Genomic DNA, 17,112 nt, shown 5'->3' on the forward strand with positions numbered 1-17,112 from the left:
TGTGAAAGGGTTAAGTTCATTAAAACACAGTGCAATCGATTGCATTTAAGAGCTTTTAACCCAAACGGGGTAAATAACAGAAAGGTGGTGAAGAGATGGTTTCTGAAATCCCCACATCGCGTTCTTTACCGGCTGGGAAAAAGCGGGCCACGACGCTCAAAGATATTGCGCAGGTCACCCAGCTTTCAGTAAGCACAGTTTCGCGAGCTCTAGCCAATAACTCAAGCATTCCGGAATCCACCCGACAGCGAGTTGTTGAAGTTGCAGAAAAGCTAAATTATCGCCCTAATGCGCAGGCCCGGGCGCTGCGAAAATCACGGACAGACACTATTGGACTCATCATCCCCAATATTGAAAATCCTTATTTCTCGGCCCTTGCTGCCGCAATTCAATCTGTTGCACGGCAAGCAGGCGTATCGACGATTCTGTCCAACTCTGAGGAGAATCCCGAGATTCTCAGCCAGACCTTGGACATTATGGATGATCAACGCCTTGATGGAATTATCGTGGTTCCTCATATGCAATCCAAGGACAAGGTTGTCGAACTCGCCGCCAGGGGAGTGCCGATTGTCCTAGCAGATCGCTGTTTTGAAGATACGTCGATTCCCTCAGTGACTTCAGACCCAACTCCTGGCATGACTGAAGCCTTTGATCTCTTATGTGCCGCAGATGTGCATTTGGGTTATTTGGCTGGCCCACAAGATACCTCCACCGGACGCCAACGTTTAGAAGCTTTTGAAAAACTCTGCGTAGATCGAGAAATCACCGGTGCCAGCGTCTTCTACGGCGGTTATCGCCAGGTGTCTGGCTATGACGGAATCAAAGTGCTAATCGAACAAGGTGCCAACGCCATCATCGCCGGAGATTCGATGATGACCATCGGTGCGCTACATGCCATACATGAGATGGATTTAAAGATCGGAAAAGATCTGCAGATTATTGGATTCGACAATAATCCAACATTCCGCTTGCAAAATCCACCCTTAACCATCATTGACCAGCATGTCCAAGAAATGGGTAAAGCGGCATTTGGGATCTTGCAAAAACTCATTGATGGAGAAACAGACCAAAAGTCGGTGCTTTTGCCAACAAGCTTGGAAATCCACGGCTCGACGGCAGTTTCACTCAAAGCATTTGAGAAAAGTCGCAAAGCCAACAAGAAAAAGAAAGACAAGGAGGCGAGTAAATAATGGCAAATAACCTACAGCCTTTTGAGGATGGTCGAATTGCAGAGTTTATCCATGCTGTGGATCCAGATCCCATCCTGAGTTTAGATCGAGTTTCTAAGTCTTTTGGTCCGGTCAATGTGATCAATGAAGTCAGCATTGATGTGCGACCTGGCAAAGTTTTGGCTCTACTTGGTGAAAATGGCGCAGGTAAATCCACTCTCATCAAGATGATGTCTGGTGTATATCAACCAGACGGTGGACAAATCTTGGTGGACGGCAAGCCTGTCACTTTGGCGGATACTAGGGCAGCAGAAGCTTTGGGAATTGCCACAATTCACCAAGAACTCAACCTTGTTCCAACTATGACGGTCGCTGAAAACGTCATGTTGGGTCGTACTCCGCGCAAATTTGGCTTGGTCAACTTTAAACATTTGCGTCGTGAAGCCCAAGCAGCTTTGGACCTCATCGGGGTGGATGTAGACCTTAATGCTCAGGTTGGAAGCCTTGGAATTGCTCGCCAGCAGATGGTAGAGATCGCCAAAGCGCTGTCCATGAATGCTCGTATTCTGATTCTTGATGAGCCGACTGCTGCACTCACCGGCCGCGAGATCGATCAACTTTTTAGAGTGGTTGATGATCTCAAAGCCAAGGGCGTTGCAATGGTATTTATCTCCCATCACCTCGATGAGATTGCACGAATTGGAGATACCGTTTCCGTTTTGCGTGATGGTCGCTTTATTGCAGAGCTGCCAGCAACGACAGATGAAGATGAACTTGTCCGTCTGATGGTGGGACGAAGCATCGAAAATCAGTACCCGCGTAAACAACCAGAACTTGGAGAAACTCTCCTAGAGCTGCGAAACCTCAATGCTGCTGGCAGATTTAGCGATATTTCACTCAAGGTTCATGCCGGTGAAGTTGTGGGGCTTGCAGGCCTGGTGGGAGCCGGACGAACAGAAGTTGTGCGCTCCATCGCCGGCGTAGATTCCATCGATTCGGGTGAAGTTTTGGTAGCTGGCAAGAAATTGCGGGCTGGAGATATCTCTGATGCCATCAAACATGGTGTGGGGCATATCCCAGAAGATCGCAAAGCCCAAGGTCTGGTCTTAGGTTCTTCGGTGGCTGAGAACTTAGGACTCGCCACGATGTCCAGTACTTCAAAACTGGGGTTGGTAGATCGTAAAGGCCAGCTGGAACGTGCATCAGAAGTGGCCGAAAAGCTACGGATCCGAATGGCTGATATCAAGCAGCCAATCAGAGATCTATCAGGCGGAAATCAACAGAAGGCAGTGTTCGGCCGCTGGGTACTAGCCGGTTCCAAGGTGTTGTTGCTTGATGAACCAACCAGAGGTGTTGATGTAGGCGCCAAAGTAGAGATTTACAACATCATCAATGAGGTAACTGCCAAGGGCGGTGCAGTGCTGATGGTTTCTTCAGAACTTCCCGAAGTACTTGGTATGGCAGATCGAATTCTGGTGATGTCAGGCGGTCGAATCGCAGGTGAATTACCAGCTGAAGGCACTACTCAAGACGATGTTATGGCCCTTGCAGTTTCCCAAATTGAAGATTCCATCACTGCCGAAGCCGCAGCGAGAATAGACGCACAAAAGGAGGAAAAGTGAGCACCACTGAGACAAATACCCACTCTGCGCAGCCCGCAACAGTTGCATCGGGACGCGCTGTAAAACCTAAAGGCTCTGCCAGCTCAAGTATTGGGCAGTGGATGCTCAATAACGGAGCATTAGTAGGACTTATTGTGTTGTGTGTTGGCCTATTTATTGCCACGCCACACTTTCTTACGATTCCCAACCTGATCAATATCGGTATTCAATCAGCAACCGTGGCCATCTTGGCGTTCGGCATGACTTTCGTTATTGTCACCGCAGGTATTGATCTCTCGGTGGGATCAGTGGCTGCTTTGGGCGCCATGACTTCTGCCTACTTTTTCTCTGAGGTTGGTCTACCTGGTTGGATCACACTGCTTATTGGCCTCTTTATTGGTCTTTTGGCAGGTGCAATCTCAGGCATTTCAATTGCTTATGGCAAGCTCCCGGCATTTATTGCCACCTTGGCCATGATGTCCATTGCCCGCGGTATCACCTTGGTGATTTCTCAAGGTTCACCAATCCCCAGCGCACCCGCCGTTAATGCATTGGGCCGTACCTATCTCGGAATTCCGATGCCAATTTTGATGATGGCCCTTGCCGGAATTGTGTGCTGGTTTATTTTGAGCCGCACGGTACTCGGACGATCCATGTACGCCATCGGCGGAAACATGGAAGCAGCCCGACTTTCTGGACTCCCAGTCAAGCGCATCTTGGTCATGGTTTATGCCTTGGCAGGTGTATATGCAGCCCTCGCTGGTTTGGTGATGACAGGACGTTTGTCCTCTGCGCAGCCACAGGCTGGTGTGGGTTATGAACTTGATGCTATTGCAGCAGTTGTTATCGGTGGCGCTTCTTTGGCAGGCGGCTCTGGTAAAGCAACTGGAACACTAATCGGCGCAATTTTGCTGGCGGTTATCCGCAATGGCTTGAACATTCTTAATGTGTCGTCATTTTGGCAGCAAATTGTCATTGGCTGTGTGATTGCTATCGCCGTCGGTTTCGACGTTATTCGTAATAAGACCTCCAAATAGTATTTTCTACTCGTCTTTGAAAGGACACCTATCTCATGAACGCTCGTAAGATCCTTGCCCTGACCACCTCTGTTGCACTGGCATTCAGCGTTGCTGCCTGCAACCGCGAATCTGCCGATACTTCCGCAGAGGGCGGTGCAACCGAAGGCTCCATCACCTTGGCACTTTCAACTCAAACCAATCCTTTCTTCGTGCAGCTGCGTGATGGCGCGCAGGAGAAAGCTGATGAGCTTGGTGTGACCCTCAACGTCCAAGATGCCTCCGATGATGCAGCAACTCAGGCTAATCAGCTCAACAATGCGGTAACCACTGGTGCCGGAGTTGTCATTGTTAACCCAACTGATTCAGATGCAGTTGTTCCTTCCGTGGAGGCGCTCAATCAGGCTGAGATTCCAGTGGTAGCGGTGGACCGCTCCTCCAACGGAGGTGAAATTTCTTCCTTCGTAGCTTCCGACAACGTGGCCGGCGGCGCTCAGGCAGCTGCTGCCATGGCAGAAGCTATTGGTGGCGAAGGTGAGATCATCATCTTGCAGGGAATCGCCGGTTCATCTGCATCTCGTGACCGTGGCAAGGGCTTTGAAGAGGAGATCGCAAAGCACTCCGGAATCACTGTTGCCGCCAAGCAGACCGCGAACTTCGATCGCGCTGAAGGCCTTGACGTTACGACCAACCTGCTACAAGCTCACCCAAACGTAAAGGCAATCTTCGCGGAGAACGATGAGATGGCTCTGGGTGCAATTGAGGCACTGGGCGATCGTGCGGGCAAGGACGTTATGGTTGTTGGCTTCGACGGAACCTCCGATGGCCTTACCGCAGTAGAGGACGGCCGCATGCTTGCCACCATTGCCCAGCAGCCAGAGGAACTTGGTGCAAAGGCTGTAGAAGAGGCTGCGAAGCTGCTGCGTGGTGAAGAAGCACAGGCTGACGTCCCTGTTGAGGTTGTCACTGTCAAGCTCGACAACGTTGTAGATTTCAAGTAGGTCTCAATGAAAAAGTCCGGGATCCTTAACCCTGATCTCAGCTATGCACTAGCTCGTCTAGGACATACTGATATGTGGGCGATTGCCGATTGTGGCCTCCCAATTCCTGATCATGTTGAGGTCATTGACCTTGCCTTGGTTTTCGGAATTCCTACTTTTGCTCAGGTATCCGCCGCCATCCTTGATGAGGTAGTGGTGGAGGGCGTGATCCTTGCAGAGCAGTCGCCTGCTGAGATTCGTGAGCTTCTACCTTCTGAAGTAGAGGAAATATCTCACGAGGAGCTTAAAAAGCTCATCGATGACTGTGCTTTTGTGGTGCGCACCGGTGATACCACCGCTTATGCCAATGCCATTTTTAAGGCAGGAGTGGCGTTTTAAACGCTTTTCGACGCGCCCCCGCGCCGCGCTACGGACATTGTGTTCGCGGCGCGGCGTTTTTGCGTCGAAAAGCTTTAAAAAGCAGTGAATTTAATAGGTTTGAAATGGTCTTATGATTAGAATAGGACAAATGGTCAAACTATGACTATATTCATCTCATGCAATTCGCTGAAAACCCGCGTCTGGCGAACGACGCGGTGATCCTGGAGCCATTGTCACATCAGTGGACTTCAGATCTCCAAGAAGCTGTCGCCTCACAAGAATTGTGGCGTCATTGGTTCGTCGCTCTACCTACCCCAGAGGGCATGGCAGAGGAAATTGATCGTCGTCTGGCTGAGCATGAAGATGGTTTGTGTGCTCCATGGGCGATCATTTCAACTGCTACCGGCCGTGCTGTTGGTATGACCTCCTTCCATACACTTGACCATGCGAATAGACGCCTGGAAATTGGTCGTACCTGGATGTCTGCGCATGTCCATGGTGCTGGCATTAATCCAGCCGTGAAATTCCTGCAGCTGGAACGTGCTTTTGAAGTTCTGGGCGTTAATGCTGTGGAATTCCGTACTAACTGGCACAATCACCGTTCCCGCGCTGCTATCGAGCGTTTGGGTGCAAAGCAGGACGGTGTGCTGCGTAAGCACAAGATTCATCCAGACGGAACGGTGCGGGATACCGTTATCTATTCCATTACCAATGATGAATGGCCAGCAGTCAAGCTCACCCTTTTGGAACGTATGCATCGCCGTTTGCAAGTGCCAACAATGCCTAATGAGAAAGCATTTTTTGACGCTAGTTAAAGCAGCTTAGAAATTCTCCTGTTGATCTCAACCGGTTTCTCCCCTTTGAATTCCCAGCGTGTATGTGGGATGAAAAGTTAGGGGAGGAGCCGGTTCTTTTGTGTCTGATGGAGCTTCCGCGGTCTGAAAGGGGGCACCCGGGGGCTCAAAGTGTTTGGAAAAACGAGATTCACATCATATTCTAAGTATTAATTGGGACAGTTTTTAAAAAATATCTCAAATAGTGGGAATTTCATCAAATTTTCTAAGCTTTTGCGGGTGCGAATTTACCCGTGGACCAAATCTTGATCGGATAAGAACTTGAGTACAACAACACAAGTAAGCCAGGCAAAATCCGAAGACAGGGCAGCGTATATTGCCGCTTTGGGTTTTCCAGTACTGGTTATCATTGGTGGCATTATTGGATTCAGTGCCTCTGATGCGGTGCTAAATATTTCTTCCTGGGTTAACCCACTTTTGGGCATTGTTATGTTTGCCATGGGATTAACTCTGCAACCGGTTGATTTCGCGCTGGTGGCCAAGCGTCCATTGCCGGTTTTGATCGGTGTTTTTGCGCAGTATGTCATCATGCCGCTGCTAGCCGTTTTTGTGGTGTGGATTTTGCAACTACCGGCAGAAATTGCAGCTGGTGTGATCTTGGTTGGTTGTGCTCCAGGTGGCACGTCCTCCAATGTGGTGTCTTATCTTTCCCGTGGAGACGTGGCGTTGTCTGTAACCATGACCTCTATCTCCACGTTATTGGCTCCTATTCTTACCCCGCTTCTGACTCTGTGGCTGGCTGGACAATATATGCCGCTTAATGCTGGTGCAATGGCAATTTCCATCGTGCAGATGGTGTTAGTTCCTGTAATTGGCGGCATTGTGGTTCGCATGATCTTCCCCAAGGCTGTAACTAAGGTGCTTGGACTTTTGCCTTGGATCTCAGTTATCGCAATTTCCATGATTGTGGCCATTGTGGTTGCGGGATCTCGGGAAAAGATCATTGAGGCAGGCCTATTGGTACTGCTAGCAGTGATGATTCACAACGGCCTGGGATATACCTTGGGATATCTGGCTGGCAAGTTCACCGGCCAACCAGTGGCATCACGCCGCACCATTGCTATCGAAGTTGGTATGCAAAACTCTGGCTTGGCTGCTGGCCTTGCAGCTCAATATATGTCTCCAATGTCGGCTCTGCCCGGCGCGATTTTCTCCGTGTGGCATAACCTTTCTGGAGCTATTTTGGCCGCGTTGTGCCGTACTGCGGATAAACGTGCTGCACAAAAGGCAGCGCTTGCTGAGGCCTAATTAAAGGCCTAATTAAAGGCTAAAGTCGGTGCACTACATTAAATAGTGCCGGCGCAATGGTGGCTTAGAAAATTAGCACTCCACTCTTTTTAAGAGGGGGAGTGCTATTTTTATGCCTTTTCCCAAACGGTTTCTTAAATGCTTTGGGATTCTGTCCACCCCATGTCTACATTGCTGGATAAAGGGGACTAGAATAATGACCCATGACTGCAGCCTTTTATGATCTGATGGACTTCGATGAAGTTCTAGAGAAGTATGACCCCGTAATGGGCCTTGAGGTCCACGTCGAGTTGGGCACCGAGACCAAGATGTTCTCGGCATCTTCTGCCAACTTTGGCGCTGAACCCAATAGCAACGTAGATCCTGTTTCCCTAGGCTTGCCTGGCGCGTTGCCAGTCGTTAATGCCAAGGGTGTGGAATGGGCAATCAAGATTGGTTTGGCGCTGAACTGCAGCATCGCTGAATCTTCTCGCTTTGCGCGTAAGAATTACTTCTATCCTGACCAGCCAAAAAACTACCAGATCTCACAGTACGATGAGCCAATTGCTTATGATGGCTACCTCGATGTGCAGCTGGAAGACGGCACCGAGTGGCGTGTTGAGATTGAGCGCGCACACATGGAAGAAGACACTGGAAAGCTCACCCACCTGGGCGGCACTTCCGGACGTATTCACGGCGCTACTGCTTCTTTGGTGGACTGCAACCGTGCTGGTATTCCGCTAATTGAGATCGTGACCAAGCCAATTGAAGGCGCGGGTGCCCGCGCCCCTGAGATTGCTAAGGCATATGTTTCTGCGCTTCGTGACCTAGTTAAGGCCCTTGGAGTATCTGACGGTCGCTTGGATCAAGGTTCTATGCGTGTCGACGCAAACCTCTCACTGCGTCCAGTTGGCCAGCAGGAGTTTGGTACTCGTACCGAAACCAAGAACATCAACTCTCTGAAGTCTGTTGAGCAGGCAATTACCTTTGAAATGCAGCGCCAGGCTCAGGTGCTGGACAATGGCGGAGTTATTGATCAGGAAACTCGCCACTACCAGGAAACTGATGGTTCTACCTCTAAGGGTCGCCCAAAGGAGACTGCTGAGGATTACCGTTATTTCAACGATCCTGATCTGCCTCCAGTGATTGCTCCTCGCGAGTGGGTGGAAGAAATCCGCGCTACCTTGCCTGAGCTGCCTTGGGTGCGTCGTGCTCGTATCCAGGAAGAGTGGAAGCTTTCCGACGCCGAAATGCGTGACCTTATCAACGCCAATGCGCTTGATTTGATCATCGAGACCGTTGAAGCTGGAACAACTCCTGATGAAGCTCGTGCGTGGTGGGTTTCCTACATTTCCCAAAAGGCTAATGAAGCTGGTGTGGAATTGGATGCTCTTGGCATTAGCCCAAGCCATGTTGCGCGTGTGGTTGCCTTGGTTTCTGAAGGCAAGCTCACCAATAAGCTGGCCCGTCAAGCAATCGACGGTGTTATTGCCGGCGAGGGCGATGTCGACGCAGTGGTAGCTGCTCGTGGTCTTGAAGTTGTGCGCGATGATGGAGCCATTGAAAAGGCCGTTGATGATGCCTTGGCTGCAAACCCTGACATCGTTGAGAAGTACCGTGCTGGTAACACCAAGGTCACTGGTGCCATTGTTGGCGCTGTAATGAAAGCGACTCGCGGTAAGGCTGATCCGGCACAGGTTAATAAGCTCATTGCAGCAAAACTTTCATAAATTTTCACGCACTGAGCTGGGATGATTAAAACGCCCACTGCCCAAAAGCTCCCCCCTGGTTACACTGAGAAATCAGAAACTAACCAGTGGGGAGCTTTTTCCTTTTTTGAGCCGTTTTTAGGTGACAGCAGGGTTTAATCAGGCTTTTTCCTCAGACCGCATTTGATTCGAATTTGACGTCAGTAAATCTGATTGAATCTTACCCAAAGCTTTTAGTTGACATGGAAAGTATTTAGGCTTACACTCATGAGCATGATCAAAGAGCTGCTGAACAAACTGTTCGGGAACAAGCAAGTTTCCCCAGCAATGACCCCATCTGAAACACAAACCCATAAGGAGACCAAAATCATGACCAACTACACCATTTTCGGTAACGGCAACATGGCAACCGCTATTGCAGGCGTTTTGACCAAGGGCGGCGCAACTGTAGAGCACATCGGCTCTGAAGAGTCCGCAACCGCAACCATCAATGGTGACGTTGTTATCTTGGCTGTTCCTTACCCTGCAGTTGAGGGCATTATCGCTAACCACAAGGCTGCCTTCGCAGGCAAGAACATTATCGATATCACCAACCCACTCGACTTCAACACCTTCGATTCCCTCGTTGTACCAGTTGGTTCCTCTGCAACTGCAGAGATCCAGGCTCAGCTTCCTGAGTCCCGCGTACTGAAGGCTTTCAACACCACCTTCGCTGCTACCTTGGCTACCGGCAAGGTCGGCGACCTTAGCACCACCGTTCTTGTTGCAGGTGACGATGAGGCAGCTAAGACCGCCCTAATCACCGACGTTAACGCTGGCGGCCTGGACGCAATCGATGCAGGTTCCCTCAAGCGCGCTCACGAGCTCGAGGCTGTTGGATTCCTGCAGCTCACCCTCGCAGCTTCCGAGAAGATCTCTTGGACCGGCGGCTTCGGCGTTATCAAGTAAGACTGATTGGCTAAATTTTAGCCAACACACAGGTCAAATAATGGCCTGAAAAATCATTAAAGTGCCACCGCAAAATCCCCATCGGGGTGTGCGGTGGCACTTTTCTGGCATTGCCAGCTATTTCTGAGCACAATGGGGCGCATGGCTTATCAACCTGCGGACAACCGCTATGACTCAATGCTTTATCGAAAGGTCGGAGAATCCGGCCTCAAGCTACCCGCCATCTCTCTTGGTCTGTGGCATAACTTCGGTGATGATAAACCCCTGGAAACCCAGCGCGCGATTATTCACCGTGCTTTTGACAGGGGAGTAACCCACTTTGACCTGGCTAATAACTATGGCCCACCAGCAGGTTCTGCAGAAATCAACTTTGGACGCATCCTCCAAGAAGATCTCAAGAACCACCGCGATGAGCTCATCATTTCTTCCAAAGCTGGCTGGGACATGTGGCCCGGCCCCTATGGTTTTGGTGGCTCCCGCAAATACTTGGTCAGCTCCCTAGACCAGTCTTTGCAGCGTTTGGGTGTGGATTATGTAGACATTTTCTACCATCACCGTCCAGACCCTGAGACTCCTTTGCAAGAAACGCTCTACGCACTGCGCGATATTGTCGCTTCAGGCAAGGCACTCTATGTCGGAATTTCTTCCTATGGCCCAGAGCTTACTGCGGAGGCTGCAGAGTTCATGGCAGAAGAGGGCTGTCCACTGCTTATTCATCAGCCCAGCTACTCGCTAGTTAATCGCTGGGTTGAAGAACCGGGCGATGATGGTGAATCCCTGTTGCAAACTGCTGCCTTTAATGGCATGGGCGTTATTGCTTTTTCACCATTGGCGCAGGGCTTGCTCACTGATAAATACCTCAATGGAATTCCCGAAGGCTCACGCGCAGCCCAAGGTAAGTCTTTGTCAGAGGGCATGTTGAGCGTGGAAAACATCGATATGGTGCGTCGTCTTAACGATATTGCACAGGAGCGTGGACAATCGCTGGCACAGATGGCTTTGGCCTGGGTGTTGCGTGAGCAGGGCGAATACGGTGCAAATACGGTAACCAGCGCGCTGATCGGCGCTTCTTCGGTAGCGCAATTGGATAATAGCCTGGATTCCTTAGGCAATCTCACCTTCAGTGATGCCGAGCTTGAGGCTATTGATGAGATCGCGCACGATGCTGGTATTAACCTTTGGGCCCGCGCTACCAAATCTAAAACCCGCGAAAATTAACCCATCAGGATGAGCTTTAGGGCGAGTCCGGACAGCACAATCGCCACGCCCACATTAATCCAGCGCCACACCTTGGGGCTGGATAGTGGGCGTGATAGCGCTGCTGCACCATAACCCACCACGGGGAACCAAATTAGGCTGGCAGCAAAAGCGCCGGCCGCAAAAATCCAGCGCCCCGTCTCACCATATTGCGCGCCCACACCGCCAATAAAAACAAAAGAATCCAAATAAGCATTTGGGTTCAGCCACGTTAAAACGATGGCCATTAGCATGGGTTTCACCCAAACCGGGCGCTTTTCGACGAATCCTTGCCTGGGGTTAGTCTTTAAAACTTGACGGGTATCAGTAGCCAACGCCGAAGTTCCCCCACCTGTGGTGGGCGAATTTTGGGGGAGTGTTGGCTCAGTTTCTTCAATAATCGAAGTGCCTTCTTTGGGTGGCTGCATTGCGTCTTTGGCAGCCATAACAGCAAACCATAAAAGATATGCAATGCCACACCAGCGCAAAATATCCAACACGATTGGCGCGGTGTTGGAAAGCAGTCCAACTCCTAAAGTGCCCGCGCTAAAAAGCACGATGTCAGATAAGAGACACACCACAATGACAGCTGTGATGCCCTCACGTTTAATTCCTTGTTTAATCACCAGTACATTCTGCGGGCCGATTGCCAGCAACAGACTGGCTCCTAAAAGCAGACCTGTCATGAAGATTTCCATGTAGATATACTCACTCAGATTTTGAGTTAAGTAAAATGATTGGTTCTTAACATGGTTTAGAATTGCTTCATGAACCCTTCGCACCTGGAAACCCTGCTCGCCATTGTTGATGAAGGCAGTTTTGAAGGAGCCTCTTTAGCTTTATCAATATCGCCCTCCGCAGTAAGCCAACGTATTAAAGCTCTAGAGCATTCGGTTGGTCGAGTACTGGTTTCTCGCACCCAACCTGCAAAGGCTACCGATGCTGGCGAAGTACTGGTCCAAGCAGCTCGCAAAATGGCGCTTTTGCAGGCTGAAACTCAGGCGCAATTATCGGGCCGTCTGGCTGAAATTCCATTGACTATCGCCATTAATGCCGATTCACTTTCCACCTGGTTTCCGCCAGTTTTTGCGGAGGTTGCAAGTTGGGGTGGGGCGACGCTCTCGCTGCGAATCGAAGATGAATCCCACACGTTATCGCTACTTAGACGAGGAGATGTATTGGGGGCTGTCACTACAGAAGAAAACCCAGTCGCCGGATGTGAATCCGTGCGACTGGGTGTTATGAGGCATCTTCCGGTGGCAACCCCAAAATTCCGCGATACCTACACCACAAGCAAGGGCTTAGATTGGGAATCGATGCCGGTGCTGAGATTCGGACCCAAAGATGTTCTCCAGGATGGAGACTTGATTGGGCGAGTATCTGGCCGCATTGGGCGACGGCGCGTATCGATCGTCCCCTCAGCTGAAGGTTTTGGTGAAGCCGTGCGTTTAGGGCTGGGCTGGGGGCTGTTGCCTGAGACTCAAGCTGCCCCCATGTTGGAATCGGGAGATGTAATTTTATTGGATAACAACTTTGTTGATACACCTATGTTTTGGCAGCGTTGGCGCCTAGAGTCAAGGTCATTGACTAGACTGACGGAAGCAGTCATCAACGCTGCCACGGTGGGTTTAAGGCCTTAGAGCTGGAAAGGCTCAGGGTTTTTTACTTCTTCACCTGCAGGAATTGGTCCCGGCAGGGTAACACCTGGAGCAAATGGAGATCCACCCAGCTTCTCACGGCCGTGAGGAGTGTTGAAGCCACTGAGATCAGGTCCCACTGGAACGATCTGAGTGGGGTTAATTTCTGCGTGGGTGATGTAGTAGTGCTGCTTGATCTCGGTGAAGTCGGTGGTGTCACCAAAGCCTGGGGTCTGGAAGAGGTCGCGCAAGTATCCCCAAAGATTTGGCATCTCGGTGATCTTATTTCGGCCGCACTTAAAGTGGCCGTGATAGACGGCGTCGAAACGCACCAAGGTGGGGTACAAGCGGATATCAGCCTCGGTGATATGGTCGCCCATCAGGTAACGCTGCGTCGACAAGCGTTCTTCTAGCCAATCCAGGGCTACCCACAAACGCTCAAAAGCTTCATTGTGTGCCTCTTGGCTGCCAGCGAAGCCAGTGCGGTAGACGCCATTGTTGACCTCGGTGAAGATGCGCTTCATTACAGGAGCCATTTCTTCGCGCAGCTCTGCAGGGTACAAATCAGGAGCGCCTTCGCGGTGGAACTTCTTCCACTCCAAATTGAAGTCGATGGTGATGGAAGGGTAGTCATTGGTGACAACCTTCTTGGAAGATTCTTCCACCAAGGCAGGCACTGTAATGCCGCGAGGGTAATCGGGGAAGCGATTGAAATAGGCTTCCTGCAAGCGAGGGATCTGCAGTACGGGATCAACTTCGCCGGGATCAAGATCGAAGGTCCAAGAGCGAATGTCGTGGGTTGGTCCAGCCAGGCCGAGGGAAATAACGTCCTCGAGGCCGAGGAGTCGGCGGGTAATTACGGTGCGGTGAGCCCATGGGCAAGCGCGTGCTGCAACTAGACGGTAACGTCCAGCTTCAACGGGCCAGTGGAAGATGCCGTCGGACTGGGCGACTGGTGCCGAGCCCTCGGGGACATCTGCCACGATGCGGTCGGTGATGTAATTGGTGTCGCGGACAAATTCACCATCCGGTGAGGCGTTTTGAGGGGCGCCGGTCCAATCTGAAGATTCCTTGGTCATGAAAATATCCTCCTGCAAGATTTATGTGATGTATCAACAATCTTAGGGGATTGGCGGGGACTTAGCAAGGGAACTAGTTTTCGACTCCCGAATCAAATGCTGTCCCAGGCGATTGCTAAAGTATCCCCTCATCATGGCAAAAGGTATTTCTAGTTTTGAAGATCTAAATAAACCGCGCTCCTCCAATAAATGGAAGCCCATTCTTTCGGGAGTAATCACCCTTCTTGTGGTGTGCGTAGCGCTAGTGGCATATTTCCGCGATGGAGCAGAGGAGCCAGTTTCAGAAACAACTGCTACCTCGAGTTCTGCCACAAAAACCACGGTAACAACAACTGCCACAAAAACCACGACTGTGGCGCCGTCTGTGGTGTCTACGGAGCCAACATCTACTGCCATTCCAGCACCATCAACCTCACCTGCTGGTGATTTTTATGCGCAGTTAGCTTCCCTAGAGGTAAAAGGACGAGCACCCTCAACCGGCTATGATCGTGACAACTTCGGTTCCGCGTGGACTGATGACGTCGACGTGGAATTTGGACACAATGGCTGCGATACCCGCAATGACATTTTGCGTCGAGACTTGATAAATACTCAGATTCGCCCTGGCACGAACGACTGCATTGTGGAATCAGGCACCCTCAATGATCCCTATTCTGGAACCACCATGGATTTTGTGCGCGGACCGCGCTCTGGTGAGGTGCAAATTGATCACGTTGTTGCACTCGCTGATGCCTGGGCTAAAGGCGCACAGCAATGGGATGAACAAACCCGCTGGAACTTTGCCAACGACCCAGATAATTTACGGGCCGTTAATGGCAACCTCAATCAGCAAAAAGGCGCTGGGGACGCAGCAACCTGGTTGCCACCGAACAAAGCTGAGCGTTGTGACTATGCAAAGGCCATCATCACAGTGAAGGCTCGTTATGGATTGTGGGTAACTGCTGCAGAAGAAACTGCATTAGAGACCCAATTAAATACCTGCAGCGCTTAAACCAGAAGTTTTTGCGCGCTGCATTTCGGCACGCCGAGGTAATTTCCACCCCATTACCTTAAATTCGCATATTCTGGGCACCATGACTGACAACTCGCGAAATTCCGACCCTAAGTTTGATTCGGCAGATCTCAGTGACCTAGATGATGATTCGGCGATCCCAACCTATCGTGGGGGATCACCATCGGCGAATTCCACCAACGCCTCAGATAAACTTTATGACCGCACAGGTCGTGCAGCGCCACAAAATATTGCGCCTCCAGGGGCCAAGGATAATACCGAGACCTCAGCTTTTGAACGCCCCGAGGTGCAGTCAACCCCAACGGCGCCTGCCACAACTAACTACCCGGCTGCCGGGGGCGCGTCGACAAGCGCTCAGTTGGCCTCTGATGCACCGACTACGGTGACCCCACAGCAGACGCCTCCGACACAGGTGACTCAGCAGATCTCACGCGAGGAGGCCTATGTGGCTCCGCAGGAATCCTATGCGGATACTGATTTTGCGCCGGTTAGCCCAGCGCCAGTGCAAGAGCAGCCACTCATTGAGCAGCCCACCATTATTGAAGATGCCCGCCGTGGCACCTTGGATTTTGGTCTACTCATTATCCGCGCAGTGGTTGGTCTTTACCTGATTGTGCGAGGTGTGTTTACCTTCTTCACCCTTGGTGGTTCCGGAGGTTTGGCAGGGCTGGAAGCTGAGTTTGCGAGCTACCAGTGGCCAGAAATTCTGGCTATCTTGCTGCCATCCATCGAGCTTGCCTCTGGCGTATTCCTGCTGCTGGGTCTGATGACTCCGGTGGCTGCGGCAATTGCAACGGTGGCTACCTCATTTACCACTTTGCACCAGGTCAATATCCATGAAGGTGGTTGGGGTGAGCTAGGCGAGCCCATTATGCTTGCGCTGATTCTCACCCTGGTTGTTGTTGGTCTGCAATTTACCGGACCAGGCAAAATCTCCCTGGACTCGGGCCGTGGCTGGGCTCGTCGCCCGCTAGTGAGCTCCTGGATCTTTGTCATCATCGGTATCGCGCTGGCTGTTTTGCTGTGGTGGTTCGGAGCGGGAATTAACCCAATTAACTCCGGTTCCTTGATGTAAACTGCTTGCTCACGTCTTATGCAATATGTAGGGGCATAAAAAAATCCGCTGTGATCTTAAACTGATCACAGCGGATTTTTTTATGTTCGAGGTATCGCCTCAGAAATTCTTACTTCATGAAGGTGGGGCACCGATCGATAAAGGTGATCGCTGAGCATCACCGTATTAACGGGGGAGTCGCAAGGTAGCTCGATTTCTGCAAAAAGCTGATGCCCACTCCAACGAGCACGAATGGAATTAACCTCAACCTCTTGGGCGAAGGTGTGAAGTGCGTGCTCAAAGTTCTCAACAACGGAATCTTCTACACCGTCCATCAGACGGCGCAACACAGTCCGCATGGAACCATAAAGCACGCCGGTGATGGCAAAAGCGATAAATAGGCCGATCAGGGGATCAATCCAGGACAGTCCCAGCATTGCTCCAATGACGCCCAAAATAACTGCCAAGGAAGCTAATGCGTCTGCACGCGCGTGGTAGCCCTCAGCAACAAGTGCTGCAGAACCAATGCGGCGACCAGCGCGGATGCGATACATTGCCACTGCCTCATTGCCCAAAGCGCCAACGATGGCAGCGGCAATAACCCAGCCACCGTGGCTAAGATCGCGCGGATTGCTCAGTGCCGCAATAGATTCCCACAGGATAATGGCAACCGATACTGCGATGGCAGCACCAATAATTAGGCCCACCAAATCTTCAGCACGGCCATAACCATAGGTGAATTTGCGGGTGGCAGGGCGCCTACTGATGTGGAAAGCGATGATCAACGGGATAGTGGTGGCGAGGTGTCCCAAAGTATGAATGGTGTCTGCGAGCAGTGCTACGGAACCACTTAAATAAACAATAATCAGCTGCAAAACGGCGGTAATTCCCATGCCGGCAAGACTGATCCATGCTGCTCGGATGCCGATTCGGCTGGCTTCTTCGGAACTGGCAGCAAGATCGGTTTGGTCGAGGTGATCGTGGCTGTGAGGTTTTATAGCGTGCAGTAATTTGGCGCCGAGGGAGCTGCCGTGTTCATGATCGTGGTCGTGTGAATGGCCGTGGGAGTGGTCGTGATTTTCATGATGTGGGTGGTCATGGTGGCCATGAGCGTGATCATCGTTTTCATGGTCATGATGGCCGGACTGATGTAGATCGGCTGCGGAGTTCATTCTTATAACCATACCTGCGCAACTATGCAGATAGAAG

16 protein-coding genes are annotated in these 17,112 nt (G+C 51.1%); 13 read left to right on the top strand and 3 right to left on the bottom strand.

Features of this window, described 5'->3' with window-relative positions; translation table 11 throughout:
• Positions 1 to 95 precede the first annotated feature (95 nt).
• The 10 genes from H924_RS05820 (at position 96) to mgrA (ending at position 11,103) form a co-directional block, all read left to right on the top strand.
• Positions 96 to 1,190: a LacI family DNA-binding transcriptional regulator gene (locus tag H924_RS05820; protein ID WP_015651035.1), complete on the top strand. Its 1,095-nt coding sequence runs from the start codon at positions 96 to 98 to the stop codon at positions 1,188 to 1,190.
• A complete protein-coding gene (locus tag H924_RS05825) occupies positions 1,190 to 2,791 on the top strand; it encodes a sugar ABC transporter ATP-binding protein (RefSeq protein ID WP_015651036.1) in 1,602 nt (533 codons plus the stop codon). Before H924_RS05820 ends, H924_RS05825 begins: the two co-directional genes overlap by 1 nt.
• Before the next feature lie 101 nt (positions 2,792 to 2,892).
• Positions 2,893 to 3,807, top strand: coding sequence for an ABC transporter permease (locus H924_RS05830; RefSeq protein ID WP_029703111.1), 915 nt, complete (start codon positions 2,893 to 2,895; stop codon positions 3,805 to 3,807).
• A gap of 35 nt (positions 3,808 to 3,842) precedes the next feature.
• Positions 3,843 to 4,787 (top strand): D-ribose ABC transporter substrate-binding protein, encoded by a 945-nt coding sequence (locus tag H924_RS05835; RefSeq protein ID WP_015651038.1) that lies wholly within the window; start codon positions 3,843 to 3,845, stop codon positions 4,785 to 4,787.
• 6 nt (positions 4,788 to 4,793) lie between these two features.
• Positions 4,794 to 5,165, top strand: a complete 372-nt coding sequence (rbsD, locus tag H924_RS05840) for a D-ribose pyranase (RefSeq protein WP_015651039.1) — start codon at positions 4,794 to 4,796, stop codon at positions 5,163 to 5,165.
• 158 nt (positions 5,166 to 5,323) lie between these two features.
• Positions 5,324 to 5,962, top strand: coding sequence for a GNAT family N-acetyltransferase (locus tag H924_RS05845; RefSeq protein WP_015651040.1), 639 nt, complete (start codon positions 5,324 to 5,326; stop codon positions 5,960 to 5,962).
• Positions 5,963 to 6,262: 300 nt separating this feature from the next.
• Positions 6,263 to 7,249: a bile acid:sodium symporter family protein gene (locus H924_RS05850; RefSeq protein WP_029703109.1), complete on the top strand. Its 987-nt coding sequence runs from the start codon at positions 6,263 to 6,265 to the stop codon at positions 7,247 to 7,249.
• A gap of 203 nt (positions 7,250 to 7,452) precedes the next feature.
• Positions 7,453 to 8,958, top strand: coding sequence for an Asp-tRNA(Asn)/Glu-tRNA(Gln) amidotransferase subunit GatB (gene gatB, locus H924_RS05855; RefSeq protein ID WP_015651042.1), 1,506 nt, complete (start codon positions 7,453 to 7,455; stop codon positions 8,956 to 8,958).
• A gap of 348 nt (positions 8,959 to 9,306) precedes the next feature.
• On the top strand, positions 9,307 to 9,885 hold the full coding sequence (locus H924_RS05860; RefSeq protein ID WP_015651043.1) for an NADPH-dependent F420 reductase: 579 nt from the start codon (positions 9,307 to 9,309) through the stop codon (positions 9,883 to 9,885).
• A gap of 132 nt (positions 9,886 to 10,017) precedes the next feature.
• A complete protein-coding gene (gene mgrA / locus H924_RS05865) occupies positions 10,018 to 11,103 on the top strand; it encodes an L-glyceraldehyde 3-phosphate reductase (RefSeq protein ID WP_029703107.1) in 1,086 nt (361 codons plus the stop codon).
• Here the strand turns inward: mgrA and lysE are convergent.
• Positions 11,100 to 11,819 carry an L-lysine exporter gene (gene lysE / locus H924_RS05870; protein ID WP_015651045.1) on the bottom strand — a complete coding sequence of 240 codons (720 nt, stop codon included), beginning with the start codon at positions 11,817 to 11,819 and terminating at the stop codon, positions 11,100 to 11,102. The two genes, mgrA and lysE, sit on opposite strands and share 4 nt — an antisense overlap.
• A 69-nt stretch (positions 11,820 to 11,888) precedes the next feature.
• On the opposite strand from lysE, the gene H924_RS05875 reads away from it, so the two are divergent.
• Positions 11,889 to 12,761 (top strand): LysR family transcriptional regulator ArgP, encoded by an 873-nt coding sequence (locus H924_RS05875; protein ID WP_015651046.1) that lies wholly within the window; start codon positions 11,889 to 11,891, stop codon positions 12,759 to 12,761.
• On the opposite strand, the gene H924_RS05880 is transcribed toward H924_RS05875, so the two are convergent.
• A complete protein-coding gene (locus H924_RS05880) occupies positions 12,758 to 13,837 on the bottom strand; it encodes a glutathione S-transferase family protein (RefSeq protein WP_015651047.1) in 1,080 nt (359 codons plus the stop codon). The genes H924_RS05875 and H924_RS05880 overlap by 4 nt on opposite strands.
• Before the next feature lie 133 nt (positions 13,838 to 13,970).
• On the opposite strand from H924_RS05880, the gene H924_RS05885 reads away from it, so the two are divergent.
• Complete coding sequence (locus H924_RS05885) at positions 13,971 to 14,828, top strand: HNH endonuclease family protein (protein WP_015651048.1); 858 nt, start codon at positions 13,971 to 13,973, stop codon at positions 14,826 to 14,828.
• Positions 14,829 to 14,910: 82 nt separating this feature from the next.
• Positions 14,911 to 15,924 (top strand): DoxX family protein, encoded by a 1,014-nt coding sequence (locus H924_RS05890; protein ID WP_015651049.1) that lies wholly within the window; start codon positions 14,911 to 14,913, stop codon positions 15,922 to 15,924.
• Positions 15,925 to 16,004: 80 nt separating this feature from the next.
• Here the strand turns inward: H924_RS05890 and H924_RS05895 are convergent, their stop codons facing one another.
• A complete protein-coding gene (locus tag H924_RS05895; RefSeq protein WP_015651050.1) occupies positions 16,005 to 17,075 on the bottom strand; it encodes a cation diffusion facilitator family transporter in 1,071 nt (356 codons plus the stop codon).
• Between the last annotated feature and the right edge of the window lie 37 nt (positions 17,076 to 17,112).

This window comes from Corynebacterium callunae DSM 20147, assembly GCF_000344785.1.
Taxonomy (GTDB): domain Bacteria; phylum Actinomycetota; class Actinomycetes; order Mycobacteriales; family Mycobacteriaceae; genus Corynebacterium; species Corynebacterium callunae.

What these genes read in the sequence shown, in the direction of transcription:
- H924_RS05885 (WP_015651048.1), top strand. Translation starts at nt 13,971, where the DNA reads ATGGCAAAAGGTATTTCTAGTTTTGAAGATCTAAATAAACCGCGCTCC.
- H924_RS05825 (WP_015651036.1), top strand. Translation starts at nt 1,190, where the DNA reads ATGGCAAATAACCTACAGCCTTTTGAGGATGGTCGAATTGCAGAGTTT.
- H924_RS05895 (WP_015651050.1), bottom strand. Translation starts at nt 17,075, where the DNA reads ATGAACTCCGCAGCCGATCTACATCAGTCCGGCCATCATGACCATGAA.
- H924_RS05875 (WP_015651046.1), top strand. Translation starts at nt 11,889, where the DNA reads ATGAACCCTTCGCACCTGGAAACCCTGCTCGCCATTGTTGATGAAGGC.
- H924_RS05845 (WP_015651040.1), top strand. Translation starts at nt 5,324, where the DNA reads ATGCAATTCGCTGAAAACCCGCGTCTGGCGAACGACGCGGTGATCCTG.
- lysE (WP_015651045.1), bottom strand. Translation starts at nt 11,819, where the DNA reads ATGGAAATCTTCATGACAGGTCTGCTTTTAGGAGCCAGTCTGTTGCTG.
- H924_RS05835 (WP_015651038.1), top strand. Translation starts at nt 3,843, where the DNA reads ATGAACGCTCGTAAGATCCTTGCCCTGACCACCTCTGTTGCACTGGCA.
- H924_RS05890 (WP_015651049.1), top strand. Translation starts at nt 14,911, where the DNA reads ATGACTGACAACTCGCGAAATTCCGACCCTAAGTTTGATTCGGCAGAT.
- rbsD (WP_015651039.1), top strand. Translation starts at nt 4,794, where the DNA reads ATGAAAAAGTCCGGGATCCTTAACCCTGATCTCAGCTATGCACTAGCT.
- H924_RS05820 (WP_015651035.1), top strand. Translation starts at nt 96, where the DNA reads ATGGTTTCTGAAATCCCCACATCGCGTTCTTTACCGGCTGGGAAAAAG.
- H924_RS05880 (WP_015651047.1), bottom strand. Translation starts at nt 13,837, where the DNA reads ATGACCAAGGAATCTTCAGATTGGACCGGCGCCCCTCAAAACGCCTCA.
- gatB (WP_015651042.1), top strand. Translation starts at nt 7,453, where the DNA reads ATGACTGCAGCCTTTTATGATCTGATGGACTTCGATGAAGTTCTAGAG.
- H924_RS05860 (WP_015651043.1), top strand. Translation starts at nt 9,307, where the DNA reads ATGACCAACTACACCATTTTCGGTAACGGCAACATGGCAACCGCTATT.
- H924_RS05830 (WP_029703111.1), top strand. Translation starts at nt 2,893, where the DNA reads ATGCTCAATAACGGAGCATTAGTAGGACTTATTGTGTTGTGTGTTGGC.
- mgrA (WP_029703107.1), top strand. Translation starts at nt 10,018, where the DNA reads ATGGGGCGCATGGCTTATCAACCTGCGGACAACCGCTATGACTCAATG.